The sequence below is a fragment of the Nonomuraea sp. B19D2 genome (assembly GCF_040137845.1).
Classification (GTDB): domain Bacteria; phylum Actinomycetota; class Actinomycetes; order Streptosporangiales; family Streptosporangiaceae; genus Nonomuraea.
This window is the reverse complement of record NZ_JBEFAK010000012.1, coordinates 45410-69560: the sequence shown is the minus strand read 5'-3', so window position 1 is coordinate 69560 and position 24151 is coordinate 45410. Positions and strand designations below refer to the sequence as shown.

31 protein-coding genes are annotated in these 24151 nt (G+C 72.5%); 15 read left to right on the top strand and 16 right to left on the bottom strand.

Annotated elements, in window-relative coordinates:
- The first annotated feature begins 29 nt into the window (after nt 1–29).
- From ABN273_RS22930 to ABN273_RS22915, 4 genes are all read left to right on the top strand, one after another.
- On the top strand, nt 30–509 hold the full coding sequence (locus ABN273_RS22930) for a hypothetical protein (protein WP_349451006.1): 480 nt from the start codon (nt 30–32) through the stop codon (nt 507–509).
- A 28-nt stretch (nt 510–537) separates the two neighbouring features.
- Nucleotides 538–1143 carry a cyclodeaminase/cyclohydrolase family protein gene (locus ABN273_RS22925; RefSeq protein WP_349451005.1) on the top strand — a complete coding sequence of 202 codons (606 nt, stop codon included), beginning with the start codon at nt 538–540 and terminating at the stop codon, nt 1141–1143.
- Nucleotides 1140–1967 (top strand): bifunctional 5,10-methylenetetrahydrofolate dehydrogenase/5,10-methenyltetrahydrofolate cyclohydrolase, encoded by an 828-nt coding sequence (locus tag ABN273_RS22920; RefSeq protein ID WP_349451004.1) that lies wholly within the window; start codon nt 1140–1142, stop codon nt 1965–1967. The genes ABN273_RS22925 and ABN273_RS22920 overlap by 4 nt, the downstream gene beginning before the upstream one ends.
- A 144-nt stretch (nt 1968–2111) precedes the next feature.
- Nucleotides 2112–2846, top strand: a complete 735-nt coding sequence (locus tag ABN273_RS22915; RefSeq protein WP_349451003.1) for a type 1 glutamine amidotransferase — start codon at nt 2112–2114, stop codon at nt 2844–2846.
- On the opposite strand, the gene ABN273_RS22910 is transcribed toward ABN273_RS22915, so the two are convergent.
- The 3 genes from ABN273_RS22910 to ABN273_RS22900 are packed head-to-tail and all read right to left on the bottom strand — an operon-like array spanning nt 2815 to nt 6191.
- The gene (locus ABN273_RS22910) at nt 2815–3555 is read right to left on the bottom strand and encodes a sulfite exporter TauE/SafE family protein (RefSeq protein ID WP_349451002.1); all 741 of its coding nucleotides are present in this window, start codon (nt 3553–3555) and stop codon (nt 2815–2817) included. The two genes, ABN273_RS22915 and ABN273_RS22910, sit on opposite strands and share 32 nt — an antisense overlap.
- A complete protein-coding gene (locus ABN273_RS22905; protein WP_349451001.1) occupies nt 3552–4877 on the bottom strand; it encodes an FAD-dependent oxidoreductase in 1326 nt (441 codons plus the stop codon). The genes ABN273_RS22910 and ABN273_RS22905 overlap by 4 nt, the downstream gene beginning before the upstream one ends.
- 45 nt (nt 4878–4922) lie before the next feature.
- A complete protein-coding gene (locus ABN273_RS22900; protein ID WP_349451000.1) occupies nt 4923–6191 on the bottom strand; it encodes an alpha/beta hydrolase in 1269 nt (422 codons plus the stop codon).
- A 146-nt stretch (nt 6192–6337) separates the two neighbouring features.
- Between ABN273_RS22900 and ABN273_RS22895 the strand changes: the two genes are divergently transcribed.
- Nucleotides 6338–7009 (top strand): hypothetical protein, encoded by a 672-nt coding sequence (locus ABN273_RS22895; protein WP_349450998.1) that lies wholly within the window; start codon nt 6338–6340, stop codon nt 7007–7009.
- Nucleotides 7010–7076: 67 nt separating this feature from the next.
- Entirely contained in the window at nt 7077–7733 is a 657-nt protein-coding gene (locus ABN273_RS22890; protein ID WP_349450997.1) for an endonuclease V, read from the top strand.
- 26 nt (nt 7734–7759) lie between these two features.
- Here ABN273_RS22890 and ABN273_RS22885 read toward each other — a convergent pair whose 3' ends face one another.
- Nucleotides 7760–8098 carry a hypothetical protein gene (locus tag ABN273_RS22885; protein ID WP_349450996.1) on the bottom strand — a complete coding sequence of 113 codons (339 nt, stop codon included), beginning with the start codon at nt 8096–8098 and terminating at the stop codon, nt 7760–7762.
- Between the two features lie 143 nt (nt 8099–8241).
- Entirely contained in the window at nt 8242–8886 is a 645-nt protein-coding gene (locus tag ABN273_RS22880; RefSeq protein ID WP_349450995.1) for an NADPH-dependent F420 reductase, read from the bottom strand.
- Nucleotides 8887–8966: 80 nt separating this feature from the next.
- Between ABN273_RS22880 and ABN273_RS22875 the strand changes: the two genes are divergently transcribed.
- The 5 genes from ABN273_RS22875 (at nt 8967) to ABN273_RS22855 (ending at nt 10778) form a co-directional block, all read left to right on the top strand.
- Nucleotides 8967–9305, top strand: coding sequence for a winged helix-turn-helix transcriptional regulator (locus ABN273_RS22875; protein ID WP_349450994.1), 339 nt, complete (start codon nt 8967–8969; stop codon nt 9303–9305).
- A gap of 87 nt (nt 9306–9392) precedes the next feature.
- Nucleotides 9393–9602: a hypothetical protein gene (locus tag ABN273_RS22870; RefSeq protein ID WP_349450993.1), complete on the top strand. Its 210-nt coding sequence runs from the start codon at nt 9393–9395 to the stop codon at nt 9600–9602.
- A gap of 135 nt (nt 9603–9737) precedes the next feature.
- Nucleotides 9738–9881 (top strand): hypothetical protein, encoded by a 144-nt coding sequence (locus ABN273_RS22865; RefSeq protein ID WP_349450991.1) that lies wholly within the window; start codon nt 9738–9740, stop codon nt 9879–9881.
- The gene (locus ABN273_RS22860) at nt 9881–10501 is read left to right on the top strand and encodes a TIGR00645 family protein (protein WP_349450990.1); all 621 of its coding nucleotides are present in this window, start codon (nt 9881–9883) and stop codon (nt 10499–10501) included. The genes ABN273_RS22865 and ABN273_RS22860 overlap by 1 nt, the downstream gene beginning before the upstream one ends.
- A 13-nt stretch (nt 10502–10514) precedes the next feature.
- Nucleotides 10515–10778, top strand: coding sequence for a hypothetical protein (locus ABN273_RS22855; protein ID WP_349450989.1), 264 nt, complete (start codon nt 10515–10517; stop codon nt 10776–10778).
- 78 nt (nt 10779–10856) lie between these two features.
- On the opposite strand, the gene ABN273_RS22850 is transcribed toward ABN273_RS22855, so the two are convergent.
- Nucleotides 10857–11660, bottom strand: coding sequence for a Cof-type HAD-IIB family hydrolase (locus tag ABN273_RS22850; RefSeq protein ID WP_349450988.1), 804 nt, complete (start codon nt 11658–11660; stop codon nt 10857–10859).
- 33 nt (nt 11661–11693) lie between these two features.
- Nucleotides 11694–12170: a DUF6968 family protein gene (locus tag ABN273_RS22845; RefSeq protein WP_349450987.1), complete on the bottom strand. Its 477-nt coding sequence runs from the start codon at nt 12168–12170 to the stop codon at nt 11694–11696.
- A 121-nt stretch (nt 12171–12291) separates the two neighbouring features.
- Between ABN273_RS22845 and pyrF the strand changes: the two genes are divergently transcribed.
- Nucleotides 12292–13116 (top strand): orotidine-5'-phosphate decarboxylase, encoded by an 825-nt coding sequence (gene pyrF, locus ABN273_RS22840; RefSeq protein WP_349450986.1) that lies wholly within the window; start codon nt 12292–12294, stop codon nt 13114–13116.
- Here pyrF and ABN273_RS22835 read toward each other — a convergent pair.
- A complete protein-coding gene (locus ABN273_RS22835; protein ID WP_349450985.1) occupies nt 13107–13292 on the bottom strand; it encodes a nucleotidyltransferase domain-containing protein in 186 nt (61 codons plus the stop codon). The genes pyrF and ABN273_RS22835 overlap by 10 nt on opposite strands.
- A 22-nt stretch (nt 13293–13314) precedes the next feature.
- Complete coding sequence (gene leuA / locus ABN273_RS22830) at nt 13315–14991, bottom strand: 2-isopropylmalate synthase (RefSeq protein ID WP_349451191.1); 1677 nt, start codon at nt 14989–14991, stop codon at nt 13315–13317.
- Between the two features lie 220 nt (nt 14992–15211).
- Between leuA and ABN273_RS22825 the strand changes: the two genes are divergently transcribed.
- Nucleotides 15212–15907, top strand: a complete 696-nt coding sequence (locus ABN273_RS22825; protein ID WP_349450984.1) for a FadR/GntR family transcriptional regulator — start codon at nt 15212–15214, stop codon at nt 15905–15907.
- 22 nt (nt 15908–15929) lie between these two features.
- On the opposite strand, the gene ABN273_RS22820 is transcribed toward ABN273_RS22825, so the two are convergent.
- Nucleotides 15930–16139 carry a hypothetical protein gene (locus ABN273_RS22820; protein ID WP_349450983.1) on the bottom strand — a complete coding sequence of 70 codons (210 nt, stop codon included), beginning with the start codon at nt 16137–16139 and terminating at the stop codon, nt 15930–15932.
- Nucleotides 16140–16181: 42 nt separating this feature from the next.
- Between ABN273_RS22820 and ABN273_RS22815 the strand changes: the two genes are divergently transcribed.
- The gene (locus tag ABN273_RS22815) at nt 16182–16706 is read left to right on the top strand and encodes an NUDIX domain-containing protein (RefSeq protein WP_349450982.1); all 525 of its coding nucleotides are present in this window, start codon (nt 16182–16184) and stop codon (nt 16704–16706) included.
- Nucleotides 16707–16761: 55 nt separating this feature from the next.
- Nucleotides 16762–17325 (top strand): dihydrofolate reductase family protein, encoded by a 564-nt coding sequence (locus tag ABN273_RS22810; protein WP_349450981.1) that lies wholly within the window; start codon nt 16762–16764, stop codon nt 17323–17325.
- 62 nt (nt 17326–17387) lie between these two features.
- Here ABN273_RS22810 and rbsK read toward each other — a convergent pair whose 3' ends face one another.
- Genes rbsK through ABN273_RS22780 form a run of 6 tightly spaced genes read right to left on the bottom strand, consistent with a single transcriptional unit; the run spans nt 17388 to nt 24144 of the window.
- Nucleotides 17388–18272 carry a ribokinase gene (gene rbsK / locus ABN273_RS22805; RefSeq protein ID WP_349450980.1) on the bottom strand — a complete coding sequence of 295 codons (885 nt, stop codon included), beginning with the start codon at nt 18270–18272 and terminating at the stop codon, nt 17388–17390.
- Nucleotides 18269–19741: an ADP-ribosylglycohydrolase family protein gene (locus tag ABN273_RS22800; protein WP_349450979.1), complete on the bottom strand. Its 1473-nt coding sequence runs from the start codon at nt 19739–19741 to the stop codon at nt 18269–18271. The genes rbsK and ABN273_RS22800 overlap by 4 nt, the downstream gene beginning before the upstream one ends.
- Nucleotides 19738–20877: an ADP-ribosylglycohydrolase family protein gene (locus ABN273_RS22795; protein ID WP_349450978.1), complete on the bottom strand. Its 1140-nt coding sequence runs from the start codon at nt 20875–20877 to the stop codon at nt 19738–19740. The genes ABN273_RS22800 and ABN273_RS22795 overlap by 4 nt, the downstream gene beginning before the upstream one ends.
- Complete coding sequence (locus tag ABN273_RS22790) at nt 20874–21860, bottom strand: ADP-ribosylglycohydrolase family protein (protein WP_349450977.1); 987 nt, start codon at nt 21858–21860, stop codon at nt 20874–20876. Before ABN273_RS22790 ends, ABN273_RS22795 begins: the two co-directional genes overlap by 4 nt.
- Nucleotides 21861–21865: 5 nt before the next feature.
- The gene (locus ABN273_RS22785; protein WP_349450976.1) at nt 21866–22843 is read right to left on the bottom strand and encodes an ADP-ribosylglycohydrolase family protein; all 978 of its coding nucleotides are present in this window, start codon (nt 22841–22843) and stop codon (nt 21866–21868) included.
- Nucleotides 22840–24144 (bottom strand): ABC transporter substrate-binding protein, encoded by a 1305-nt coding sequence (locus ABN273_RS22780; RefSeq protein WP_349450975.1) that lies wholly within the window; start codon nt 24142–24144, stop codon nt 22840–22842. The genes ABN273_RS22785 and ABN273_RS22780 overlap by 4 nt, the downstream gene beginning before the upstream one ends.
- Between the last annotated feature and the right edge of the window lie 7 nt (nt 24145–24151).

The following is a 24151-nucleotide window of genomic DNA, read 5'->3' as shown; positions in this document are numbered from 1 at the left end:
TGTCAAACGGTGCCCGTCACGCTCTGGGAGTGCTCGCAGGGCTGCTCCTTCCTCCGCTGGTCGCCGCCGGGCTGTGGTTCGGCGTCGGCGAGATCCTCGTCAGGTCCAGGGAGACGTTCCAGATCTCCTGGCTCGGACTGGCCGTGGTCGTCGCGTCGGCGATCGTGCTGGCGTTCCTGGCCGGGTCGCGGCTGTCGCCCGTCGCCTCCCTGCTGGGCGGCCTGTCGTTCACCGCCCTGGGCATCCTGCCCACGGTCGAGATGCAGGGCCTGCGGGTGCTGCCCGACCGGTGGCTGCCGGCCATCATGGAGGCGGGCTTCCAGACCGTGGCGTTCTCGGGGGTGCTGCTGTTCCTCGGGGTGGCGCTGCTGGTCGTCTCGTTGTTCCCGTCGCGGTGGCGGTCCTCGGCGACGCCTGCCGAGTACTCGGTCCCGTACGCCTCGACGGCCTCGCCGTACCTGCCGCAGAGCGGGCCGGAGGACGCCACGCGGCCGATGTTCCGCGAATGAGGAGCGCGCGGCCTGGCAGAATGCCGCCATGCGCGACACAAAGATCGTCGACTTCCTTGCCGAGCTGGCCGCCCGGGTGCCCGCGCCGGGAGGCGGCGCGACAGCGGCCCTGCACGCGGCGCAGGCCGCCGCCCTGCTCGGCATGGTCGCCCGCTACACGACCGGGGAGAGGTACGCCGACCACGCCGAGACCGTCGTCGCCGTGATCGCCGAGACCGACACGCTGCGGACCAGGACGTTGCGGCTGGCCGAGGAGGACGCGGCGGCCTTCACCGCGGTCACCGACGCCTACCGGCTGCCCAAGGGCGAGGAGCGCAGCACCGCCATCGCCAGGGCGCTGGCCGGCGCGGCCGAGCCGCCCGCCAGGGTGGCCGAGGCCGCCACCCGGGTGATCGAGCTGTGCGAGGTGCTGCTGCCGATCTGCAACCGCAACGTCGTCACCGACGTGGCCGCCGCCGCGGAGGCCGCGCGCGCCGCGCTCACCACGGCCAGGGTGAATGTCGAGGTCAACCTGGCCGGCATCAAGGACCAGCCGCTACGCGAGAAGCTGAACCACCGTGTCTCCGGCGTTGACGCGGCCGTCGCCAGGGCAGACTGGGTGACCGCCGAGGTACGCGAGGAGATCAAGCCGTGAAGACGCTGACCGGGAAGGAGCTGGCCGCCGCCATCAGGGCCCAGACGGAGACCGAGGCGGCGGCGGGTCCGCAGCCGCGGCTGGCCGTGGTGGTGGCGACGGACGACGAGGCCAGCCTGTGGTACGTACGGTCGATCGCCAAGGCGGCGGCCGGTGTGGGCATCGCCTGCGACGTGGTCGACCTCGGCCCCGAGGCCGCGCCGGAGCGGATCGGCGAGACGCTGGCCAAGCTCAGCGGCGACGCCAACGTCCACGGCGTCATGCTGCAGACCCCGCTGCCCGCCGGCGCCTCCGCGCAGCAACTGGCCGCGGCCATCGATCCGCGTAAAGACGTCGACGGCGCCAACCCGCTCTCGCTCGGCCGGCTCGCCGCCGGGCTGCCCGCGTTCGCGCCCGCCACGGCGGCCGCCGTGCTGGCGCTGCTCGACCACTACGAGGTGGAGCTGGAGGGCCGCCGGGCGGTGGTGGTCGGGCGCTCGACCGTGGTGGGCAAGCCGCTGGCGCACCTGCTGCTCGACCGGCACGCCACCGTCACCGTCTGCCACTCCCGCACCCGCGACCTGGCCTCCGTCACCTCCACGGCCGAGGTGCTGGTCGCGGCGGCGGGCCGGCCCGCGCTGATCGGCGCCGGGCACGTCACGCCGGGCACGGTGGTGATCGACGTCGGCACCAACCCCACGGACGACGGCGGGCTGGTCGGCGACGTCGACTTCGACGCGGTGGCGGAGGTGGCGGGCGCCCTCACGCCGGTGCCCGGCGGCGTCGGCCCGGTGACGACCGCGCTGCTGCTCCGCCACACGGCCCGCGCGGCCAACCTCCCGTGACCGGCGCCGCGTCAGGGCTGTCGTGACCCGGTGGACGTGCCTCGAGTGCGATCGGGAGTTCGCTCGCGCGCGGCAGTCGCACGTGTGCGTGCCCCGGGGGCACGGTGGACGAGCTGATCTTGGACTGGATGGCGGAGGTCGTTGATGGGTGACGTGCTGATCGTTCAGAACAGCAGGAGCGGCGGCCCCGGCCGGCTGGGTGGCTGGCTGGAGGAGGCCGGGCTGGAGCTGGACGTCGTGCTCGCCCACGAGGGCGCTCCCCTGCCCGCCCGCCTCGACCACGCCGCCATGATCATGCTCGGTGGCGGCTACCTGCCCGGTGACGACGACAAGGCGCCGTGGCTGGCCGACGCCAGGCGGCTCGTCGGCCAGGCGCTCGAGGACGGTGTGCCGGTGTTCGGCATCTGCCTGGGCGGCCAGCTGCTCGCGGAGGTCGCGGGCGGCGAGGTGACCGCCGACACGGGCACGCCGGAGAACGGCAGCCTGCCGCTCACGATCCGGCCGGAGGCCGCCGACGACCCGCTGTTCCACGGGTTGCCCGGGGTGGTGCCCGCGATCGAGCACCACAAGGACGCGATCACCCGGCTGCCCGGCGGGGCCGTCTGGCTGGCGGAGACGAGCGCGTGCCCGTACCAGGCGTTCCGGGTGGGTGAGCGGGCCTGGGGCGTGCAGTTCCACCCCGAGGTGCTGCCCGCGCGCATCCGGGAGTGGCGGGTGGACGGTTTCGACCCCGGCGAGGTCTACGCCAGGGCGGTGGCGGACGAGCCGGTGTCCACGCCGATCTGGCACCGGGTGACCGCCCGCTTCGCCGCGCTCGCCGCCGGGGCGCACGACGTACGTGCCGAGGTCAGCGCGAGTACGAGTCCCAGCCCAGCTTGATCGCCACCACCAGCCCGCAGGCCGCCGCCAGGTAGCGCAGGCTGCTGCCCGGCAGCCTGCGGGCGATCGTCGGCCCGACCCACCCCCCGACCAGGAACCCGGCCGCCAGTGGCACCGCCGCGCCCCAGTCCACCGGCCCGAACAGCGCGAACCCGAGCGCCGCCACCGCGTTCGCCAGCCCGGACATCACGTTCTTCATCGCGTTCAGCTTGGCGGCCGAGTGATCCAGCATGAAGGCCAGCACGGCGAAGACCATCAGCCCTCCGGCCGCGCCGAAATACCCGGTGTAGATCGTCACGGCGAACAGCGCCACCCGCCCCAGCACTCCGTGCTCGCCGTGTGCCCGCACCGACGGCGGCCGGACCAGCAGCAGCGAGGCCATCGCGATCAGCCACGGCGCGATCAGCTCGAAGGTCCTGGACGGGGTCACCAGCAGCAGCAACGCGCCCGTCGCGCCGCCGATCGCGGCCACGGGACCGAGCTTGAGCACCCGGCCGCCCTCACCGGCCAGCTCGGGCCGCGAGCCGGCGGCGGCGCCGATGCCGGTGAAGACGAGGGCGACGGTGTTGGTGACGTTCGCGGTCAGCGGGGGCAAGCCGAAGGCCAGGAGCGCCGGGTAGGAGACGATCGAGGCGAGGCTGACGACCGTGCTCACCACCCCGGCCGCGACACCGACTCCGAGCAGGCCGAGCACTTGTCCGACGATCACCCGGATATGCTATGGGTTGTCCGTTTTGTCCTTCTGGCCAGGGTTCTGCTCGCCAGGACGAGGGCCAGGGCCGCGGCGCCCGTCCCGGCCGCGACCCAGCGGCGCTGGCGGGCCACGCGCCGCTCCACCTGGGCGTACGGGGTGGTCGAGAACGAGACGAGCTCGTAGCGGGAGACGTAGCCGGGCACCACGCGCTCGAGCGCGTGCTCGACCCGCTTGCCCGCCAGGAACATCCGCGAGCCGACCTTGTCGCGCATCTCCACGAAGTTGTCCAGTGCCAGCCGGGCGATGACGTCCGTGTCCGCCTTGCGCCGCTCGAACAGCTCCAGCGCCCTGGGGAAGTCGTCCCCCGCCTCGTCCAGGCAGCGGTCCAGCTCGACGCAGTCCTCGAAGCCGCAGTTGGCGCCCTGACCGTAGAAGGGGACGATGGCGTGCGCGGCGTCGCCGACGAGCCCGATCGTGACACCCCCGGTGGTGACGTGCCAGGGCGAGCAGTGCATGGTGACCAGGTGTCCGACCGGGTTGTCCAGGTACGCCGGGATCAGGTCGGGCATCAGCTCGAACGCGTCCGGATAGTGCTCGGCGAAGTACGCCCCGATCTTCCGCGGGCTGTCCAGCGCGGCCAGGCTCTTGTGCGGCCAGAACAGGGTGCAGGTGAAGGACCGGTCGGGGTTCGGCAGGGCGATCATCATGGAGCGACCACGCGGCCAGATGTGCAGCGCGCCCGGCTCCATGGCGAACCGGCCCTGGCGCGGCGGGATCGACAGCTCCTTGTAGCCGTAGTCCAGGTAGTCCTGGCTGAAGCTGACGCCGGGGAGCTGCTGCAGCCTGGCCCGCACCGCGCTGTACGCGCCGTCCGCGCCGATCACCACCCGCGCCCTCCTTCCCGGCCCCGGCTCGAACTCCAGCTCGCCGGTCCGCTCGTCGAGCCCGGCGAGCCGCTGGCCGAACCGGACCTCCACCCCGGGATGCGCGGTGGCCGCGTCCAGGAGCTTCCTGTTGAGCTCGGCGCGGCCGATCGAGTTGATCGCGTGCCTGCGGTCGGCGCTGTAGGGCTGGAAGGTGAGGGCGCCGTCGGGGGCGTGCATCATCCGGCCCGCCATGGGCAGCGCCGCGTCCAGGACCTTCCCGTCGAGGCCGAGGCGGCGGAGGGCGTCGATGCCTCGTTCGGAGATGGCCAGGTTGATCGACCTGCCGCGGTCGGGGCCGTGCTCCCGGGGGTCGTGGCGGCGCTCGTACAGGACGACCTGGTGGTCGCGGCGGGCCAGGAAACAGGCGAGCAGGCAGCCGACCAGCCCGGCGCCGACGATCGTGACCTCCATCCCTCCTTCGTACGGCGGGTCCCGGCAGATGTCCAGGCGACCCTCCTATCTCAGTGCGCTCACGATGGTCCGGACCGTGGTCTGCCAGATCGGAGTGGCGGGGTTGATGACGTCGAAGTGGTCGGCCGGCATTTCGACGTAGGTCACGTCGTCGCCGGACTCCTCGGCGGCCCGCGCGTAGCGGCGGCTGAAGTCGACCAGGTCCAGGTCGTCGGCGGTGCCTTGGACGATGAGCTGGCGTACGTGGAGGGGGAGCCGGAGGAGAGGGGATGCCTCCGCGTACAGACGCGCTGCCTCGCCGCCGGGTCCCTCCCCGTGGTCGGCGGCGGGCGCGGGTCCGCCAGGCGCGGCGGGCCGGTCGAGTGCGGCGGGCGCGGGCTCGCCGAGTGCGGCGGCGACGGCGCCGGAGCTGAGCCAGCGCCTGTCACCCTGGACGAGGTCGAGCACGCCTGCCAGCGAGACCGCCAGCACGATCCGCGCCCCCTCACCCACGGCACCTGACGGAGCAGCGCCCTGCCCCGCCGCCCGCGCACGGTCCGCCGCGGCGCGCAGGGCGAGCTGAGCACCCGCCGAGTGCCCGGCAACGGCGACCCTGCCGAGGTTCAGGGAGGCCGCGACCTCGGCGAGGCCTGGCGCGGCATCACGGCCGACCGGCCCGGATCCCGGCAGGGCAGCACCGACGGGCGTCGTCGTGAGAGCGGCCAGCCCCGCCGCCACGTCCGCCGTGGTCGCGTGCCAGCCATGCAGGTCGGGGCGCCGGTATTCGAGGTTCCACACCGCGAACCCGCGCCCGGCCAGGTCGACGCAGAGCGGCTCCATGAGGTCGGCCGCCCAGATCGACCGCCAGTACCCGCCGTGGATGAGCACCACGACCGGCGCCCGCCCGCCCCCCGATCCGCCGCCCGGCAGGTACAGTTCGCCCCATTGATCCGGCAGCGCCCCGTACGCGATCCGCCGGGACGGGTGCCGTACCCGGTGCACGGCGTGCCGGATCCCCCAGGTCAGCCCGCCGACGCCGCGCCCGTGGAGGTGCGCGGCCCCGGCACCCGCCACCACCCCGTCGGCACGCTCGACGTCCACCCAGACCACCGCCCCGAGCGGCCGCCCGATCAGCGCGCGCACCTCGTCCGAAGGCCCGGGCAGCACGACCGCGGAGGCCGCGCCGCTCACCAGGGACAGGACGTGGGCGGCGTCGCGGGCATGGACGAACGTGCCGGAGACGCCCAGGGCGGTGAACTCGCGCGTGGCGATCTCCGCGAGCAGGCCGTCGTCGGCCACCACGCCGGGACCGACCGCCACTAGCACTTCGCTCATAATTCCGAGCCTATAGACGTGACGTCCCCCGAGCTGGCCGGCGCCGCGAACTCTCGCGATCTCTGTTGCGCTTCGATCAACGTTTGTTAAAAATTTGTATGACTCTCGCACATAACGCGAGTCAAGCCCAGAAGAGAGGACACCTCATGCACTTAGCCGCGGCCCGGGCCGCCCTGAGCGGGGCCACTGTCGTCAGCGCGATGCTCTTCACCGCCCTCCCCGCGACCGCCTCGGTCGCTCCGGCCTCGACCGCCCAGGCCACCGGTGCGACCCAGGCCGGAGTCGACCGCGGAGTGCTGCTGGCCAAGGCGGATCAGCCCCCGGCCGGCGAGCCGTACGGGGACCCATGGGTCAGCCCGTACTTCGAGCCCGACGTCACCGGCCCGACCTGCTGGCAGTACGGGCGCGGCACCGGCGCTATCGCGGGCATCAGCGCCAGGTTCTCCACGCCGACGTGGTTCCACTCCTACAACGACGTCTGGGTCTTCTCCAGCGCGGACGACGCGGCGGCCTTCGAGCGGCAATGGCGGGCCGACCTGACCACCTGCGTCGACCGTAATCCGCCGGCCGAGACCGGCACGGCGGTGTTCGACATCACCAAGGCCGGTGAGGCGGACGGCGTGGAGGTCCTGCGCGTCACCGCCGCCATCAACCCGTACTCGACCATCACGCACCACTTCTGGGTCGCCGTGGTCCGCCAGGGCCGCGCCGTGTACGCCGTCCAGCTCCTCGACTACCGGCACGGCGACCCGCAGCTCATGCCCTTCGACGGCACGGTCGCCAAGATCAAGGCCAAGCTGGCCGCGTACTACCCCTGATGCCACTCCGGCGACCGCCTCCGCGAGCAGGGCGGCGGCGGTCGCTGATCCACTACGCTTGGGCCGGGTGCAGGTAAAGCAGCTTCACCCGTGGCCCACCACCGTCGCCGAGGCGGAGTCCATCCAGGACCGGCTCCGCGGGCACGTCGAGCTCACAGGACCCACCACCTTCTCGCTGGTGGCGGGCCTGGACGTGCATTACCGGGGCGACTCGCTGACGGCCGCCGTGGTCGTGCTCGACGCCGGCACGCTGGCGACGGTGGAGGAGGTGGTGGTCGAGGGCGAGGTGGCGTTCCCGTACGTGCCCGGCCTGTTCGCCTTCCGCGAGTTGCCCGCACTGGTGGAGGCGCTCGAACGGCTCACCGCCACGCCTGACCTGCTGGTCTGCGACGGGTACGGGCTGGCGCATCCGCGCGGCTTCGGCCTGGCCTGCCACCTGGGCGTGCTGACCGGCCTGCCCGCGCTCGGCGTGGGCAAGACGCCCTTCGTCGGCACGCATGACATGCCCGGGCCGGAGCGGGGCGAGTGGTCGCCGATCGTCCACGAGGGCGCCGTCGTGGGCCGGGCGCTGCGCACGCAGCGGGGCGTCAAGCCGGTGTACGTCTCCCAGGGCCACCGCATCTCCCTGGACACGGCCACGGACCAGACGCTCCGCCTCGCCCCTCGCTACCGCCTCCCGGAGGCGATCCGCCGCGCCGACCACCTGGCCCGCCACCCCGCCTGAGCCCGCCCCCCGGGCATCCCGGAGGCTCAGCGGCGCCAGGCCCACACGAGGAGCCAGACGCTGAGGCCGAAGAGGGCCATGGCGAGCGGCACGTGCACCGCCAGCACGCCCGAGCCGCCCATGGCGGACTGGACGAAGCCGAGCAGCAGCACCGCCAGGCTGACCAGCGCAGGCCAGCCCGCGCCGCGGCCCGGGCGCCACAGCAGGACGGCCGAGACGAGCTGCACCAGCCCCAGCACGTGCACCGCGAGCGCACCCGAGCCATGCGCGCCCGCCCCTCCCCCGCTCATCAACTGCCCGGCCGTCACGGCCTGGGCCAGCACGGACAGCGTGTTGAGCACGACGACGGCCTTGAAAGCGGTCACATACCCGCTCCCCTTGGCGACCTGGGTAACCACTGGACTTCTCCTTCGACCTTGGGTGAAGGCCTCCAGGATCTTGCCGGGGACGCCGCCGGCGCATCCGCCGGTCGTCGCCATCCCGTATACGTCGCCGGTCGTACGTCCCGCTACGAAACGCCCGAGTGGGACATCGGCGGGAGCACGGCCTGGGCGTCGGCGCCGCCGAACCAGAGCCCGATCATGAACGTGGCCGTCGCCTCCAGGAGGGGCGCCCGCTCGAACCCGCCGCCGTCCACAGGCGTGCAGCCGAGGTCGGCGACCAGGGTGCGTACGGCCGCCAGCGCCGCCGGGTCGTCGCCGCACAGCGGCACGGCCAGCGGCCTGCCGTCGAACACCGGGGGCGTCATCCGCCAGACGTCCACGTGGCACAGGTTGAACGCCTTCACCACGTGACCCCCCGTGAGTTCGCGGATCATCGGGGCGATCGGGCGCGCGGGGTCGTACCCGCCGGGGCCCTCGGCGTTGGCGACGTCGATGACGGGCTTGCCACGCAGCGCCGTACCGGCACTCCGGAGCACGGCGGCAAGCCCCGCCTGCCTGACGGCCACCATCACGACCTCCCCGAACTCCGCCGCCTCCGCCCAGCTCCCCGCGCGCACAACCGCGCCCTGCGCCTGTGCGGTCATGCCCGCCGCCCGGGCCGCGCTCACCGGCACGTCCCGCCCGCTGATCATCACCTCATGGCCCGCCCTGGCCCACTGCGTGCCCAGGGCGTCCGCCATTCCGCCCGCTCCCAGAATCCCGATCCGCATGTCTGTCCTCCTTCAGATGAACTGGTAAAAGGACTGTAGAGAGGACGTCACACACCATTCGGTGCCTAATGGAGGCTCCTTTGTTCATCGCCGACTGCCAGGCAAGGCTGGCCTTCGACCTGCTGGCCAACACCTGGAACGCGGTCGTCCTCTGGGCGCTGCGCCACGGCCCGCGCCGTCCGGGACGGCTGCGCGAGGAGATCGGCGGCATCAGCACCAAGGTCCTCACCGAGACGCTCCGCCGGCTGGAGTTCAACGGCCTGGTCGCGCGCCGCGCCTACGCGGAGGCCCCGCCCCGCGTCGAGTACGAGCTGACCGACCTCGGCCGCACCCTTCTCGGCCCGATCGAGGCGTTCGGAGCCTGGGCGCACGACCACGCCGACGAGGTCATGGCAGCTCAGGACCGCTGGGAAGTCTGAAAAACTTCTAATAGTACAGAGCGTTACCGAGCTCATACTCTGGGTAGCTAGACGATGGTCATTCTATACCTTCACCCAGGAGGCTCCATGCGCTTCACCCCACGCCGGATCATCGCCGCCGCGGTCGTCGCCGGCGGGCTGACCCTGCTCACCGCCCCCGCAGCCTACGCCGTAGTGGATCCCCTCCACGTGATCCCCTGCCTGGTCGAGACCGGCGCCGGCGTCACGACGCTGATCGACCCGACCGCACCTGGCGTGCCGGCCGAGGTGCCGGCCGTGCACTGCTTGCAGCCCTGACCGGGCCGGCACGGGCACGCGCCCTTCCCATCCCGTTATCCAGCGAATCCGGCGGCGCGGCCACGCCGCGCCGCCGGATTCCCGACAGCGCACGCCCAGTTCATCCGATAGCGCCAGAGCAACAAGGAGAACCTTTTGAAGGCCCGAGTCCTGACCGCCGTCGCCGCATTCGCGCTGGCAGGCGCCGCTCCCCTCGTCACCCTCCACCACCTCTCCGGCGGCCCGCCCATTGTCGAGGTGGTGACCTGGGTCCAGCACATCAACATCCTGACGTCCTAGTGCGACTCGTGCAGGTGCCCCTGGCCGACAACCCGGCCGAGTCCCGCACCGTGCTCGGACATGTCGGCTACTTCATGTTCCTCAGCCGATGGATACAGGCGCCGCTCTACCTGGGGCTGATCATCGCCCAGGTCGTCTACACGTGGCGGTTCATGATGGAGCTGCTCCATCTGGTCGAGCTCGGGTTCGGCGGCTCGCCTGCGGAAACCACCGTCATGCTGATCGTCCTCGGCCTCGTGGACGTCGTCATGATCTCCAACCTGCTCATCATGGTCATCATCGGCGGCTACGAGACGTTCGTCTCGCGGCTGCGCATCGAGGGCCACCCCGACCAGCCCCAATGGCTTTCCCACGTCAACGCCAACGTGCTCAAGGTCAAGCTGGCCATGGCGATCATCGGCATCTCGTCCGTCCACCTCCTCCAGATCTTCATCAACGCGTCCAAACCGACCATCACCGAGAGGGAACTGCTATGGAAAACGCTGATCCACCTGACCTTCGTGGTCTCGGCGCTGACGCTGGCGCTGATCGACCGGATCATGGCCGGTGCGCGGCGCGACCAGGACTCCAACGGAGGCGCGCAGCAGTCGTCCCGGCAGCAGGAGAGGGTCGCGGCCTAGCCGGGGCGCTCCTGTGATGCGGTCGCCGGGCGCCACGGTGACGGCCACAGTGGCCGCCGTCATGGCGGGCGCGCTGTTCCCCCACGCCGCGTACGCGGACGACGCGGCCACGCAGGGCGGCGGCCCGTCCCTCATCGGCGATGTGATCATCTTCAACGACGAGATCGTCGAGCCCGTGTCGCTCCCGGTGAGCACCTGCGGCGCGCTGCTTCCGGTGCTCAGCACGTCGCCCGGCACGTGCGAGGGCGCCTCGCGGGTGTCGGACGACGACGCCTGAACACCTTGGTGCCCGCGGGGGCGGGCACCAAGGCCGGCGAGGTTCGCCTCACCAGTGGAGGTCCGTCGGTGCCGCGGGTCAGCCGTAGAGATCCTCCAGTACGGCGGCCACCCCGTCCTCGTCGTTGGACAGTGTCCGGCGCTCGGTCGCCGCCAGCACCAGGTGGTGGGCGTTGGCCATGGCGTACCCGACGCCCGCGTACGCGAGCACGGCCAGGTCGTTCGGCATGTCGCCGAACGCCACCACCTCGCCGGGCTCCACCCCGCGCTGCCGGCAGAGCGCGTCGAGCGTGCCCGCCTTCGTCACCCCGGGAGCGCTGATCTCGAGGAGCCCGTTCACGCCGGAGTGCGTGACCTCGGCCTGGCCCTCGATCGCCGCGATCACGGCTGTGAACATCTCGTCCGCCGTGTGGCCGGGCGACAGGGCGAGCAGCTTGACGATCGGGTCGTCGCCGTCGAACACGGAGCTCACCTCGCGGTAGTACGCCAGGTCGTGCTCGACGCGCCGGGTGTAGGCGGCCTCAGTGAGCAGGTTCCTGCCGGTCTCGACGGCCAGGCCGACGCCGGGCAGGGCCTCGGACAGGGCCTCCCCGACGCTCCTGGCCGCCGCCCGGTCCAGGAGGTGGCTGGCGGTGATCTCGTCGGTGGTCAGGTCGTACACGATCGCGCCGTTGCTGCAGATCGCGGTGCCCGAGACGCCTGCCTGATCGGCGATCGCGCGGATGCCGCGCGGCGCTCTGGCGGTGACGAAGACGATCTCGGCTCCGGCCGCGCGGGCACGATGGAGAGCCTCCCTGGTACGGGGTGTGATGACGCCGGAGGAGTTGAGTAGGGTGCCGTCGAGGTCGGTGGCCACGAGACGCGGGAGAGTGGTGATGCTCACGGTGCCGATTATCCCGGCCAGGAGCGGTCGTCCTCAGATCCGCATCTCGGGCGGGAGCCGCGTCGCCGCGCTCGTCAGCTCCAGGCCCAGGAGCTGCCCGGAGTCGCCGAAGTCAAGCACGACGCCTTCCGCCGCGACCTGATTTGCCACCTCATCTGGCGCTACTTCATGCTTTATCGCGATATAGGCGGTATCGCGGATCTTGTCCAAGCTCACGTACACCGTTCGCGGGCGCTGCTCCGACGGCGCCTCATCCCAGTGGAGCAGCCCCTCCCTCGCCTCGTGGGAGCCGGCCAGCGCGGCCCGCACCATGGCCAGGGCCAGCTCGATCGCCTCCAGCGAGTCGAGCCCGGTGACCTTCCGCTCGTGCTCCCACCCGTCGAGCCCGTCGATCCGGTACGGGCACGACCAGTCTCCCGTCGGCTCCTCGTAAGGAACGCCGACGGTGACGGTGACATCGCGCGGCGGATCGGTACGCAGCACCAGCACCCGTTGGGCGATCTCGTACATGTAGGCTGATCTACCCCCAAGGCCACTCCTGGAAGACACCTGTTCATATCGTCCCGGCAGTAAACATTCCTGGCTGTGGCCACGGGAGCTAGGCTGCGTAGGTTGCTAGGGGGCCCTTGAGATGAACGATTCGTTCGGAACACGCCTGCGAGCCAGGCTCGACGAGTGCGGACCGCTCTGTGTGGGCATAGACCCGAGCCCGGCGCTGCTCCACGCCTGGGAACTCGACGACTCGCCCGCCGGTCTGGAACGCTTCAGCCGCACGGTGGTCGACACGGTGAGCGACGTGGCGGCCGTGGTCAAGCCGCAGTCGGCCTTCTTCGAGCGCTGGGGCAGCCGCGGCATCGCCGTGCTGGAGCGCACCATCGCCGACCTGCGCGAGGCCGGCACGCTGGTGCTGCTCGACGCCAAGCGGGGCGACATCGACAGCACGATGGCCGCCTACGCCGAGGCTTACCTCGACCGGGGCAGCCCGCTGGCCGTCGACGCCGTGACGCTGAGCCCGTACCTCGGGTTCGGGTCGCTGGAGGGGGCGATCACCTCGGCGGTGGCCAACGACGCGGGCGTGTTCGTGCTGGCCCGCACCTCCAACCCGGAGGCGGCCCCGCTGCAGCGGCTCGTGGCCGACCAGGTGCTCACCGGCGCGGCCGCGGCGAACGCCGGGCACGCGCCGTTCGGGCCCGTGGGGGTCGTCATGGGGGCCACGCTGCCCGAGCTGGAGCACTCGCTGCTCGACCTCAACGGGCCCATCCTCGCGCCGGGGCTGGGCGCCCAGGGGGCCTCCCCCGCCGACGTGGCGCGGCTGTTCGGGCCGGTACGGCACGCCGTGGTGCCCTCGGTCTCCCGCGCCGTGCTGGCCGACCCCAAGCGGCTGCGCTCGCGCGTCCGCTATTTCCGGGACGAGTGCGCGGCCCACCTGGACGCGAGGATCGCCACTCAGAAGTGAGTCGCGATCCCGAACGCCTCCCGTAGCCGCGCCATGTCGTGCAGGTCGCGCGCCCTGGGCTCGTAGCCCTGGTGGAAGTGCACCTGCTGCGCCGCCGACAGGCAGGGCACCCGCACGCGCTCGATCACGCCGGCGGCGAAGGCGGAGGCCGTAGGAGAGGGCGCCGCCTCGAACATCCGGCCTACTCAAATCCGATGATCAGCCTGGCACATCTGCCAGGACGCGGTTGACGGCGGCGAGCACCGCGTGGACCGACGCGGTCAGGACCGAGGTGTCCTGGGCCGCGCCCCAGCGGGTGGCGCCGTCCACCCGGGCCTCCACGTAGGCGATGGCGCGGCTGCCCCGGCCGGGGTCCAGGGCGTGCTCGGCGTAGTGCAGGATGTCGACGTCGATCCCGTCGGCGGCGAGGGCGGCGGTCAGCGCGGACAGCGGGCCGTTGCCGGTGCCGTGCAGCGTGCGCCCCGACCGCAGCGTGCCGGAGAACTCGTGCGAGCCCGGCCCCGTCTCCCTCGTGCTCCATGCGGCCAGCGCGCCGGTCTCGCCCGGGGCCAGGTAGGTGGCGTGGAAGAGCTCCCACAGCTGCTCGGCCGTGATCTCCTCGCCGCTGCCGTCGGTGGCCCGCTGGACGACCGACGAGAAGTCGATCTGCATCCGGCGCGGCAGCTCCAGGCCGTAGCGGGTGCGCAGGAGGTAGGCGATGCCGCCCTTGCCCGACTGGCTGTTGACGCGGATGACCGCCTGGTAGCCGCGGCCCACGTCGGCGGGGTCGATGGGCAGGTACGGCACGTCCCACGGCGCCTGCTCCGGCGGCACGCCCAGCTCGGCGGCCCGCTTGGCGTGGTGGGCCAGGCCCTTGCCGATGGCGTCCTGGTGGGTGCCGGAGAAGGCGGTGTAGACGAGGTCGCCCGCGTACGGGTGGCGGTCGGGCACCGGCAGGCGGTTGCAGTGTTCGACGACCCGGCGCACCTCATCGATGTCGGAGAGGTCCACCATGGGGTCGACGCCCTGGGAGTGCAGGTTGAGCGCGAGGGTCACCAAGTCCACGTTGCCGGTGCGCTCGCCGTTGCCGAACAGGCAGCCCTCCACCCGCTGGGCGCCCGCCAGCAGGGCCAGCTCGGCGCAGGCCACGCCGGTGCCGCGGTCGTTGTGCGGGTGCACGGAGAGGATCACCGCGTCCCTGCGGTCCAGGTGGCGGTGCATGTACTCGATCTGGTCGGCGTACACGTTGGGGGTGGCCACCTCGACGGTCGCCGGCAGGTTGTGGATCACCGGCCGGTCCGGGGAGGCGTCCCACAGGGCGGTCAGCTCGTTGCAGACCTCCAGCACGTAGTCGGGCTCGGTGAGGTTGAACACCTCCGGCGAGAACTGGAAGCGCACGTCGCGGCCCTCCGCGAGCCTGGCGACGTGCCCGGCGGCGTCCATGATCAGGGCGCGCAGCTCGCGCCTGTCGTGGCCGAGCACCACGTCGCGCCAGGTGGGGGCGGTGGCGGTGTAGAGGTGCACGACCGCGCGGGGCAGGCCCTCGATCGAGGCGAACGTGCGCTCGATCAGGTCCCGCCTGGCCGGCGTGAACACGACCACGGTCACGTCCTCCGGCACCGCCCCGGGCGCGGCCAGCTCGCGGACGAAGTCGAAGTCCAGCTGGCTGGATGACGGGTAGCCGACCTCGATCTCCTTGAATCCCATGCCGGTGAGCAGGCCGAACATCCGGCGCTTGCGTGCCGGGTCCATCGGCTCGGCCAGCGCCTGGTTGCCGTCGCGCAGGTCCACGGGCACCCAGAGCGGGGCCCGCGTGATGCGCGCGGACGGCCAGGCGCGGTCGGTGTGCGGCACTTCGACGCGCTCGTGGGCGGGCTTGTAGCGGTGGTACGGCATGGCGCTGGGGCGCTGCCGGTTCCAGTCGTACACGGCTGAGCTTCCTTCTCCGTCGTCGGCGGGAAGGACCGGCGGGCACCCTGACCACCGCGGCGGGGTGCCGGTCCGGTCATACCCCGTCGCGGCGGCCGAGAAGGAGCCCGAAACGGACACCGTGCGACGTCATGGCGGCTACACTAACCACAACACAGGTCCTCAGACAACCTGGTAGGTGCTAACGATGCCGCTCGGCTCCCTCCGCCCCAGCCCGCTCGTCGAGCAGGCCACCGAGCACCTGCGCGAGCAGATCACGCAGGGGGAATGGCCGGTGGGGACGCGACTGCCCGGGGAGAACGCCCTGGCCAAGGCGCTCGGGGTGGGCCGCTCGACCGTCCGCGAGGCGCTGCGTGCCCTCGCGGGGGCAGGGCTGGTGCAGGCCCGCCAGGGGGCGGGGGTGTTCGTGATCGCCGCGGAACCCGCCGAGGACTGGCCGGCCAGGCTGCGGCGGGCCGCCATCTCGGACGTCTACGAGGTGCGCATGATGGTCGAGACGCAGGCCGCCCAGCTGGCCGCGCGGCGGCGTACGGACGAGGACGTCGCGGCGCTGGAGTCGGCGCTGGAGGCGCGGGCGCGGGCGGCCTCAGGGGACGACGCCGCGTTCGTGGACGCGGACATCGCCCTGCACATGGCGGTCGTGGCGGCGGCCGGCAATCCGGTGCTGACCGATCTGTTCGCGGAGTTCGCACCCGCGTTGCGCGAGGGGCTGATCGATCTGGTGGAGGTGCTCGGGCTGCGCGCGCACGGTCGTAATCCCGGGCACGACACGCACGCGGCGCTGGTGGCGGCCATCCGGCGGGGAGACGGGGACGCGGCCGGCGGCATCGTGCAGGCGGAGCTGGAGCAGACGCTCGCCTACCTGCACGGCGACCGCCGCTGACAGCGTTCCCCTGTCGATACGGCTAGCCCGTGGGGCCCGCGTCCGGGCGGATGACGTCCTCGTCCTCGTCCAGCTCTTCCTCCGGCTCGGGCTCCTCCCACTCCTCCGGTGGATTGGCGGGAACGGGACGACGGGACTTCGGAGTAGTGGCGCAGGACCGTTCAGCGACGAGGTCGCTCTCCCCGTCGATCCCCCGCACCGCCTCGGGCAGCTCGTCGGAATTCTCGGTCATAGTCACCACCTGCCCCAGAAACTGCCTTGTTACCGTTCAGGGATGATCAACCGCACCCCGCGCCCCACGGCCCGCGTCATCCTGGCCGCCCCCGACGACCGCGTCCTGCTGTTCCGCTTCGTCCCGCCGGACCCGTGGCCCAAGGAGCCCGCCTGGCACCTGCCCGGCGGCGGGCTCGAGGCGGGAGAGACCGTGGTGGAGGCGGCGGTTCGCGAGGCCCTGGAGGAGACCGGCCACGTGCTGGACCCCGCCGACCTCGGCGACCCCGTGGCGGTGAACGAGGGCGAGTGGTCCAACCTGGGCCGGCACTTCTACACCGTGCACACCTACTTCTTCGCCCGCGTGGCCTCCGCGACCGTCGCGCCCACCGCCCTGGAGGACTACGAGACGGAGGACTTCCGGGACGGCAGCCGCTGGTGGAGCGCCGCCGAGCTGGCCGCCGCCGAGGAGCTGGTGTTCCCGCCGGGGCTGGCCGGGCTGCTGCCGGGCCTCCTGGCCGGGGTGCGGCCCGCCGCCCCGGTCAGACTCGGATGGACGCACGAGAAAAAATCTTCAGCAGGGATGTAGAGAACACGCGACCGGCTCCGACTCCGTCACGAGAACGACGAAGAAGGAGCACCAAATGAGCAAGCTCATCTACTGGGTCCACACCTCGGTCGACGGCCACATCGAGGGGCCGAACGGCGAGTTCGACTGGCCGGTGATGGGGCCGGAGCTGTCGGCGTACGGGGACGAGATCAACGCCCGAGTGGGCACCTTCCTGTACGGGCGTGTCGTGTGGGAGATGATGTCCGGTTACTGGCCGCAGGCGGAGTCGATCTCGGACGACCCGCACGACCTCAAGTTCGCGCCCATCTGGCGGAGCACCCCGAAGGTCGTTTTCTCCACGACGCTGGAGGAGGCCGGCTGGAACACCAGGATCGTCTCCGGGGACCTCACCGAGGAGGTCGCCGAGCTGAAGCGGCAGTCCGGCGGCAAGGACCTCCTGCTGAACGGCGGCTCGCGGCTGGCCGGCGCGCTCACCGAGCTGGGGTTGATCGACGAGTACCACGTCATGGTGCACCCGGTCGTCCTCGGCGGCGGCCGGCCGCTGTTCCTGCCGCAGAAGGACCGGGTCGATCTGCGGCTGGTGGAGACCCGGACGTTCGACTCCCGGGTGGCGCTGCTGCGGTACGAGCGGGCCTGACGCCAGCCGCTGCGGCAGGAGCGGGCCTGACGCCAGCCGCTGCGGCAGGAGCGGGCCTGGCGTTACGGCAGGGCGTTCTCGATCTCGTGCCGGGTCGGCATCGAGGTGCTGGCGCCCTCGCGCTGCACCGACAGCGCCGCCGCCGTGGACGCGAAGGCCAGGGCGTCGGCCATGCCCTGCCCCTCCGACCTGGCCACGGCCAGCGCGCCCACGAACGTGTCGCCCGCCGCCGTCGTGTCCACCGCCTCGACCTTCACGGCCGGCACCCGCAGCCGCTCCCCCGACCTCGACCCGTACAGCGCGCCCTCGGAGCCGAGCGTGATCACCGCCTCATCGACCCGCTCCAGCAGCGCGTCGAGTGCGGCCTCCGGGTCGGTGGCGCCGGTGATGGCGGCGGCCTCGTGCTCGTTCGGGACGATCGTCGTGACGGCGTCGAGCAGCTCGTCCGGCAGCGGCCGCGCGGGGGCGGGGGTGAGGAAGACCGGCACGCCGGAGACCTGCGCGGCCTGGGCGGCCGCGACGACGGCCGCCATGGGCAGCTCGAGCTGGAGCAGCAGCGCCTCCGAGCGCGCGATGGCGGCCAGGTCGTCGCCCGAGGGGCCGGTGACGGTGCCGTTCGCGCCGGGAACGACGATGATCGAGTTGCCGCCCCCGTCGTCCACCACGATGTGGGCGATGCCGCTGGGACCGGGCACCTGGCGCAGGCCGCGTACGTCGACACCGGCCTCCACCAGGGTGGCGCGCATCTCCGCCCCGAACCCGTCGTCGCCCACCGCCCCGAGGAACACCACCTGAGCGCCCGCGCGGGCGGCGGCGATGGCCTGGTTGGCGCCCTTGCCGCCGGGCACGGTCCTGAACCGGTGCCCGGTCACCGTTTCGCCCCGCTTGGGGGCTTCGGAGACGTACGCGACGAGGTCCATGTTGGCGCTGCCGAAAACCGAGATCATGCTCTCATCATCCCCCGTGTGCGTGCGGCCAGCGCGTCCAGCCCCACCCCGTCGAACCCGGTCAGGCTGCTGGCCAGGCTGTTCCGCATGCGCCACCGGTCCGGCACGCCCGCGTTGAGCGCGCCCGCGACGGACCCGGCCGTGGCCCCGGCGGAGTCGGTGTCCCAGCCTCCGGCGACCGCTCCGGCGATGGTGGCGGTGAAGTCGCCCCGGCCGTGGATGAGCGTGGCGGCGATGAGGGCGGCGTTGTTGACGGTGTGCACCCAGTGCAGGGTGCCGTGGCGTTCGTGCAGGAGGTCGATGACCCGCTCGAAGTCGTCCTCGCGTGCGGCGTCGGCGGCGGCCAGGCGTACCGCCTCGTGCAGGCGCGAACGCTCCGGCACCACGGCCAGGCCCGCCCGTACGATCTCCGCCACGTCCGTGGCGACCATGGAGGCGGCGCACATCGCGGCCACGAACATCGCCCCGTAGATCCCGTTCGCGGTGTGCGTGAGCCTGGCGTCGCGCCAGGCCTGCTCCGCGGCCGTGGCGGGGTCGCCGGGGTTGACCCAGCCGTACACGTCCGCCCTGATCAGGGCGCCGATCCACTCCCTGAACGGGTTGCGGTGGGTGGCCGTGTGCGGGGGCTCGACGCCGTCCAGGAGGTTGCGGTACGCGACGCGCTCGGCGGTGAACGTGCGGCCCGCAGGGAGCTCGTCCAGCCAGAGCCTGGCCACGTCCGCGGTGGTGAAGTCGCGGCCGTGGCGCTCGAGGACGGACAGGGCCAGCAGCGGGTAGTTGAGGTCGTCGTCCTCGGGGACGCCGTCGATGTTCTCGGCGAGCGAGTTGACGGCGCTGCGGCGGTTCCACGGCCAGCGGCGGGCCACGTCGTCCGGCAGGCCCTTGGCGGTGAACCAGCCGCGGATGGGCCAGTTGCCGGTGGCCTCGGCGATCTCCCTGATGCCTGCGCGCGGGATCTTCTCCACGGGCTTGCCGAGCACGCACCCGGCCGCGCGCCCGAGCCACGCCCCGAGCACGCGCGCCGGATCAACGCCCCCTGCCCGGCTCCTCGTGTCCCTCGTGATCGGCGCGCCGTCACCGGACGCGCCACCGCTCGCGACCGCCCCATCGGCGCCACCGGCCGAAGCGCCTCGGCCGGGAGCGGTGCGCGTGCCGGGAGCACCTGTGTGCGGGCCCGGCCAGGCGGGGCAGGCGGCGATGATGGCGGCCAGGTCAGCGGGCTCGTCCAGCGGCGACGGGATCGCGGCCAGCTCGTCCAGCAGCTCCTCCGCCAGTCCCCGCAGCCGCGCGGCCCCCGGTTCTGAGGCGCCGGCGCGCGGGGGCGCGTCGTGGCCGCCGGCCGCGTGCCACCGTGCCGCGATCGCCTGTACCCGGTCGCCGTCGGGGCCGGAGGTCCGGCCGTCCTCGGCGGCCTGGCGGAGCTCGTGCCCGATCAGGTCCTCCGGCTGGACCCAGGTGAGGCGGATCATGGGCGGTCCAGGGCGGCGAAGGCCGCCTCGTGGCCGCGGCGCCGCGCCAGGTCGTCGGCGTGCACGCGGCGCGCCACCTCGGCGATGACGAGCCCCGGGGCCACCAGGTCCGTACGGCTGGCCGCCCCCACCTGCGCGACCCACTCCGGCGGGACGGCCGTCAGGCCCCCGAGCGCGCCCGCGATGGCCCCGCCCATGGAGGCGATCGAGTCGGCGTCGCGCCCGTAGTTGACGCCGCCCAGCACGGTGTCGCGGTAGTCGCCCTTCGCGATCACCAGGAAACCGAGCGCCAGCGGCAGCTCCTCGATGCTGTGCACCCGGCTCGGCCGCCGCGCCCCCAGCCCCTGGTCGCGGTAGGTGTCGGCGACCGTGTCGTAGGGCCGCATGGCGGCACGCAACGTCTCGAAGGACCCGTCCCAGTGCCCCAGCCCGGCGGCGGCCTCGCAGACCGACTCGATGGCGGCCTTGGTGCCGTCCTTGGCCAGGCGCAGGCAGGTCGCGACCACGGAGTCGGCGGTGGCTCCGGGGCGCATGGCCTCGGCCACCGCGGCGGCCATGACCCCGGCGGCCTCCCGGCCGTAGCTGGACTGGTGCGCCCCGGTGAGGTCGACGGCCTCGGCGTAGGCGGCGTCGGGGTCGGCGGCGTTCACGATGCCGACGGGGGCGACGTACATGGCCGCGCCGCAGTTCACGATATTTCCGACACCGGCCTCGCGCGGGTCCACGTGGCCGTAGTGCAGCCTGGCCACGATCCACTTCTCGGCCAGGAAGATCCGCTGCAGCGGCAGCGCCTCCGCCTCCAGCTCGGGGATCCACCGCCGCTCGCCCATGAGCTCCGGCACCAGGTGGTCGGCCATCGCGTACGCGTCCAGGTGCCCGCCGGTCTTCTCGTACACGCGGATCAGAGCGTGCGTCATCAACGTGTCGTCGGTGATGTGCCCGTCGCCCTTGTGGTAGGGCGCGATGGGGCGGGCGTTGCGCCAGTCCTCGTTGAACGGCGGCACGATGCCCTCGACGCGGCCCCCGTACCTGTCGACGATCTGTTCGGGGGTCCAGCCCTCGGTGGCGCCGCCCAGCGCGTCACCGACCGCCGCCCCCGCCACGCAGCCAGTGGCCCTGTCTTCAAGCGGCGTCATGCGATTCCCTCCGATAGTTCGATCAGATCCCGGCCCGCCAGGTCAGGCAGGCAACAACCGGCCAGCGTGCGGGCCGACGCGATCCACCCCTCCGGGATCGCCTCGTACCCGCCGCAGGCTCCCGCCAGCGCCCCGGTCAGCGCGGGCGCCGAGTCGGCCAGCGCAGCCAGGCAGGCCGCCGCGGGCACGGCGCGGGCGAGTTCGCCGCCCGCCGCCTCGGCCAGCGCCAGCGCCGCCGGCACGGTCTGCGCGGCGCCCACGCCGTAGCTGTAGACGTGGTCGAGGAGCGCGGCGTCGAGCGCGGGCACGGCCGCGAACGGGTCGCCCGCCGCGCGCGTGACGGCCAGCGCCAGGCGGGCGTTGCGGCCGATGGCGGTGTCTTCCGGCAGTACGGCCAGCGCCGCCTCGACCGCGGCCGCCGCCGATCCCGACGCCACGGCCTCGGCCACGGCGGCGGCCATGGCCTGTGCGCCGAGGACGCCGTCGTAGGCGTTCGTCACCTGGGCGTCCTGTGTCGGGTCCCTTCTCAGCACCCCGAACGCCACGGCCCTGACGGCGGCGGCGTCGTCGAAGTGGTGCGGATTGTCGTGCCCCGACGCCGGCGGCTCGATCCCCTTGGCGAGGTTGTCGAGCGCGGTGGCCACCGAGATGCGCGCCCTGACTCCCTCGCGGGGCCGAGGCGTCCCGTCTTCGAGGAGCTCCCTGAACGCCTCGGCCCTCGGGCGGTCGATCGTGAGCACCGTCCAGGCGAGCCACTCGGCGTCGTCGGACGGTCCGATGGCCAGCGGGGCCGTGGGCTGGTTGAGCGCGAACGGGACCGGCAGCGTGGTGACCCGGTGCTCCTCGGCGAACGCGTCCAGCTCCCTGTGCAGGCGCCTGCTCCAGGGGGCGTGCAGGGCCGCCCGGTGCCTGGCCGCGGGCCAGCCCACGGCGTCACCGACGGCGAGCCCGGCGAAGGCCCCCCTGATTCTGTCCCCCGACATTGGATCTACAGTCCTCCTGCCAGTTCGTCGGCGACGTCCAGCACGTGCTTTCCGGCCACGACGGGCAGGCACTTGCCTGTCACGGGTCCGATCCTGGCCGCCCACCGCTCGGGCACGCCGCGCTCTCCCCGCATGGCTCCTGTGATGGCCCCGGCGATGGCGCCGATCGTGTCGGCGTCCCTGCCGAGGCTCACCCCGAACGTCACGGAGTCCTCGACGTCGCCACCGCCTGCCAGCACCGCCGCCAACGCCAGTGCCACGGCCTCCGGAGCCAGGTCGGTCCAGGGGTAATGCGTGACGACCACGGCCTCGTGCAGCGCCTCGACCAGCCCGTCGTCTCCGGCCGCGCCCGGCTTGCGCACGGTCTTGCTCGCGGTGCGGGCTCGCACGATGTTGCGGGCCGTCCACGAGTCGGCGGGGATCACCGACAGCGCCGCCCGCACCACGTCCTCCGTAGAGGCCCCGCCCATCGCGGCGGCCACCGCCCCGGCGACTGCGCGGCCGCCCAGGATGCCCTCGCCGGACCCGCTGACCAGCCCGTCCTGCTCCACCAGCCGGGCCGCCTCCGCCGGGTCTCCCGGGCAGAAGATCCCGTACGGCGCCGCGCGCATGGCGAGGCCGTCCGACCACCCGTGCGAGTGCACCAGCCCGGTCAACGGCGGCTCCATGCCGCGGCGAAGCGCTTCGACGGTGCCCAGCTCGGAGAACCCGGCCCCCCGCATGGGCCCGGAGACCCGCGGGATGACCTCCCGCCGGTACGCGGCCGCCACGTCGGCGTACGTCAGCGCATGCCCATGCCGGGCCAGGAGGGACGCGGCGAAGATGGCGTACTCGGTGTCATCGGTGCCGCCGCCCTCGATCTCGGTGAGCCGGCCCCACCGCCGCCGGATCTCCGACGGCGGCAGGTTCTCGGCCGGGGCTCCGAGGGCGTCACCGGCGGCGAGGCCGAGCAGACACCCACGGGCCTTGTCGCGGAAACTCACCGCTGGTACCGCTCCAGCACCTTGTTGCCGTCCTCGACCAGCCTCGAGGCCGCCTGGTCAATGGTGATCTTGTTGCCGAAGTACTCCTGCAGGACCGGCGTGGCCACCTTGGTCTTCCACTCGTCGAACCCGCTCACCTTGAGGAACGGCGCCACGACGAGGTTCTTGGCGGAGGCGGTGGCCATGTCCCAGCCGTTCTCCTTGGTGGTCATGGCCGGGTCGGCGGCGGCCGTCTGGGAGGTCGGCAGGAGCCAGTCGCCCTTGGCGAGCTTGGCCTGGTTCGCGCCGTTCAGGAAGAACGCGATGAACTTCATGGCCTCGTCCGGGTGCTTGCTGTCCTGGGCGATCGACAGCGTCTGCGAGACCGCGCCCTGCTGGGCGCTCGTGCCCTTCGGCGCGGGGAGCGTGACCCACTCGAAGCCTTCCGGGGCCTGCTCGGCGACTTGCTGGCGCAGGTACACACCTGCGGGCAGCAGCGCGAACTTGCCCTTGTAGAAGGCCGGCAGCGGGTCCGCGGTGCCCTGGCCGAGCGCGGCCGGGTCGGCGGACTTGTCCTTGTAGAGCTGGTCGTGGATGCGCTGGAGCACCTCGCGCTCCTCGGGCCCCACCTTGACCGTGGTCTTGCCGTCGGCCGTCTGGAAGAACGTGCCGCCGAAGTTGAGCGCCAGGTTGAGCGTCTTGTTGACCGGCGACTTCATCGGCCAGGCCACGCCGAAATTGCCGCCCTTGGTCATCTTCTTCGCCGCGGCGGAGAACTCATCCCAGGTCCAGGGGTTGTCGGACGTCGGGACGCGAACGCCGGACGCGTCGAGCAGCTTCTTGTTGGCGATGATGACCTGCGACTCCTGCAGGAACGGCACGCCGTACACGCCCTGCTGGCCCTTGCCGTCGTCGAAGGTGACGGTGTCCCAGGCGGGCTGCGGGATGTCGTTCTTGAGCTCGGCGGGCAGCTTGTCCTTGAGGTCGAGCAGGTAGCCGTCGGTGGCGAAGCCGGACAGCGCGGGCGAGTCGTTGTGGATCACGTCGGGCGCCGTGCCGCCGGCGAACTGCGTGACGAGCTGGTCGTTGACGTTGTCCCAGCTGCCCTGGACGTAGGTGACCTGGATGTTGGGGTTGGCCTTGTTCCACTCGTCCACGAGCTGCTTGTTCGCGGCGACGGACTCCTTCTGCCATGCCAGGCTGAGGAAATTGATCTTGACTGGCTCGTTGGGGGCGGACGACGACTCGCCGCCGCCTCCCCCGCCGCACGCGGCGGCGAGCGTGAGGATCGCCGCAGCCGCCAGAGCGGACCTGATTCGCATGTGAGCC

What these genes read in the sequence shown, in the direction of transcription:
- ABN273_RS22820 (WP_349450983.1), bottom strand. Translation starts at nt 16,139, where the DNA reads ATGACCGAGAATTCCGACGAGCTGCCCGAGGCGGTGCGGGGGATCGAC.
- ABN273_RS22835 (WP_349450985.1), bottom strand. Translation starts at nt 13,292, where the DNA reads ATGTTCGAGGCGGCGCCCTCTCCTACGGCCTCCGCCTTCGCCGCCGGC.
- ABN273_RS22800 (WP_349450979.1), bottom strand. Translation starts at nt 19,741, where the DNA reads ATGATCCGCCTCACCTGGGTCCAGCCGGAGGACCTGATCGGGCACGAG.
- ABN273_RS22815 (WP_349450982.1), top strand. Translation starts at nt 16,182, where the DNA reads ATGATCAACCGCACCCCGCGCCCCACGGCCCGCGTCATCCTGGCCGCC.
- ABN273_RS22790 (WP_349450977.1), bottom strand. Translation starts at nt 21,860, where the DNA reads ATGTCGGGGGACAGAATCAGGGGGGCCTTCGCCGGGCTCGCCGTCGGT.
- ABN273_RS22780 (WP_349450975.1), bottom strand. Translation starts at nt 24,144, where the DNA reads ATGCGAATCAGGTCCGCTCTGGCGGCTGCGGCGATCCTCACGCTCGCC.
- ABN273_RS22845 (WP_349450987.1), bottom strand. Translation starts at nt 12,170, where the DNA reads ATGTACGAGATCGCCCAACGGGTGCTGGTGCTGCGTACCGATCCGCCG.
- ABN273_RS22825 (WP_349450984.1), top strand. Translation starts at nt 15,212, where the DNA reads ATGCCGCTCGGCTCCCTCCGCCCCAGCCCGCTCGTCGAGCAGGCCACC.
- ABN273_RS22915 (WP_349451003.1), top strand. Translation starts at nt 2,112, where the DNA reads ATGGGTGACGTGCTGATCGTTCAGAACAGCAGGAGCGGCGGCCCCGGC.
- leuA (WP_349451191.1), bottom strand. Translation starts at nt 14,991, where the DNA reads ATGCCGTACCACCGCTACAAGCCCGCCCACGAGCGCGTCGAAGTGCCG.
- ABN273_RS22795 (WP_349450978.1), bottom strand. Translation starts at nt 20,877, where the DNA reads ATGACGCCGCTTGAAGACAGGGCCACTGGCTGCGTGGCGGGGGCGGCG.
- ABN273_RS22880 (WP_349450995.1), bottom strand. Translation starts at nt 8,886, where the DNA reads ATGCGGATCGGGATTCTGGGAGCGGGCGGAATGGCGGACGCCCTGGGC.
- ABN273_RS22810 (WP_349450981.1), top strand. Translation starts at nt 16,762, where the DNA reads ATGAGCAAGCTCATCTACTGGGTCCACACCTCGGTCGACGGCCACATC.
- ABN273_RS22905 (WP_349451001.1), bottom strand. Translation starts at nt 4,877, where the DNA reads ATGGAGGTCACGATCGTCGGCGCCGGGCTGGTCGGCTGCCTGCTCGCC.
- rbsK (WP_349450980.1), bottom strand. Translation starts at nt 18,272, where the DNA reads ATGATCTCGGTTTTCGGCAGCGCCAACATGGACCTCGTCGCGTACGTC.
- ABN273_RS22870 (WP_349450993.1), top strand. Translation starts at nt 9,393, where the DNA reads ATGCGCTTCACCCCACGCCGGATCATCGCCGCCGCGGTCGTCGCCGGC.
- ABN273_RS22925 (WP_349451005.1), top strand. Translation starts at nt 538, where the DNA reads ATGCGCGACACAAAGATCGTCGACTTCCTTGCCGAGCTGGCCGCCCGG.
- pyrF (WP_349450986.1), top strand. Translation starts at nt 12,292, where the DNA reads ATGAACGATTCGTTCGGAACACGCCTGCGAGCCAGGCTCGACGAGTGC.
- ABN273_RS22895 (WP_349450998.1), top strand. Translation starts at nt 6,338, where the DNA reads ATGCACTTAGCCGCGGCCCGGGCCGCCCTGAGCGGGGCCACTGTCGTC.
- ABN273_RS22900 (WP_349451000.1), bottom strand. Translation starts at nt 6,191, where the DNA reads ATGAGCGAAGTGCTAGTGGCGGTCGGTCCCGGCGTGGTGGCCGACGAC.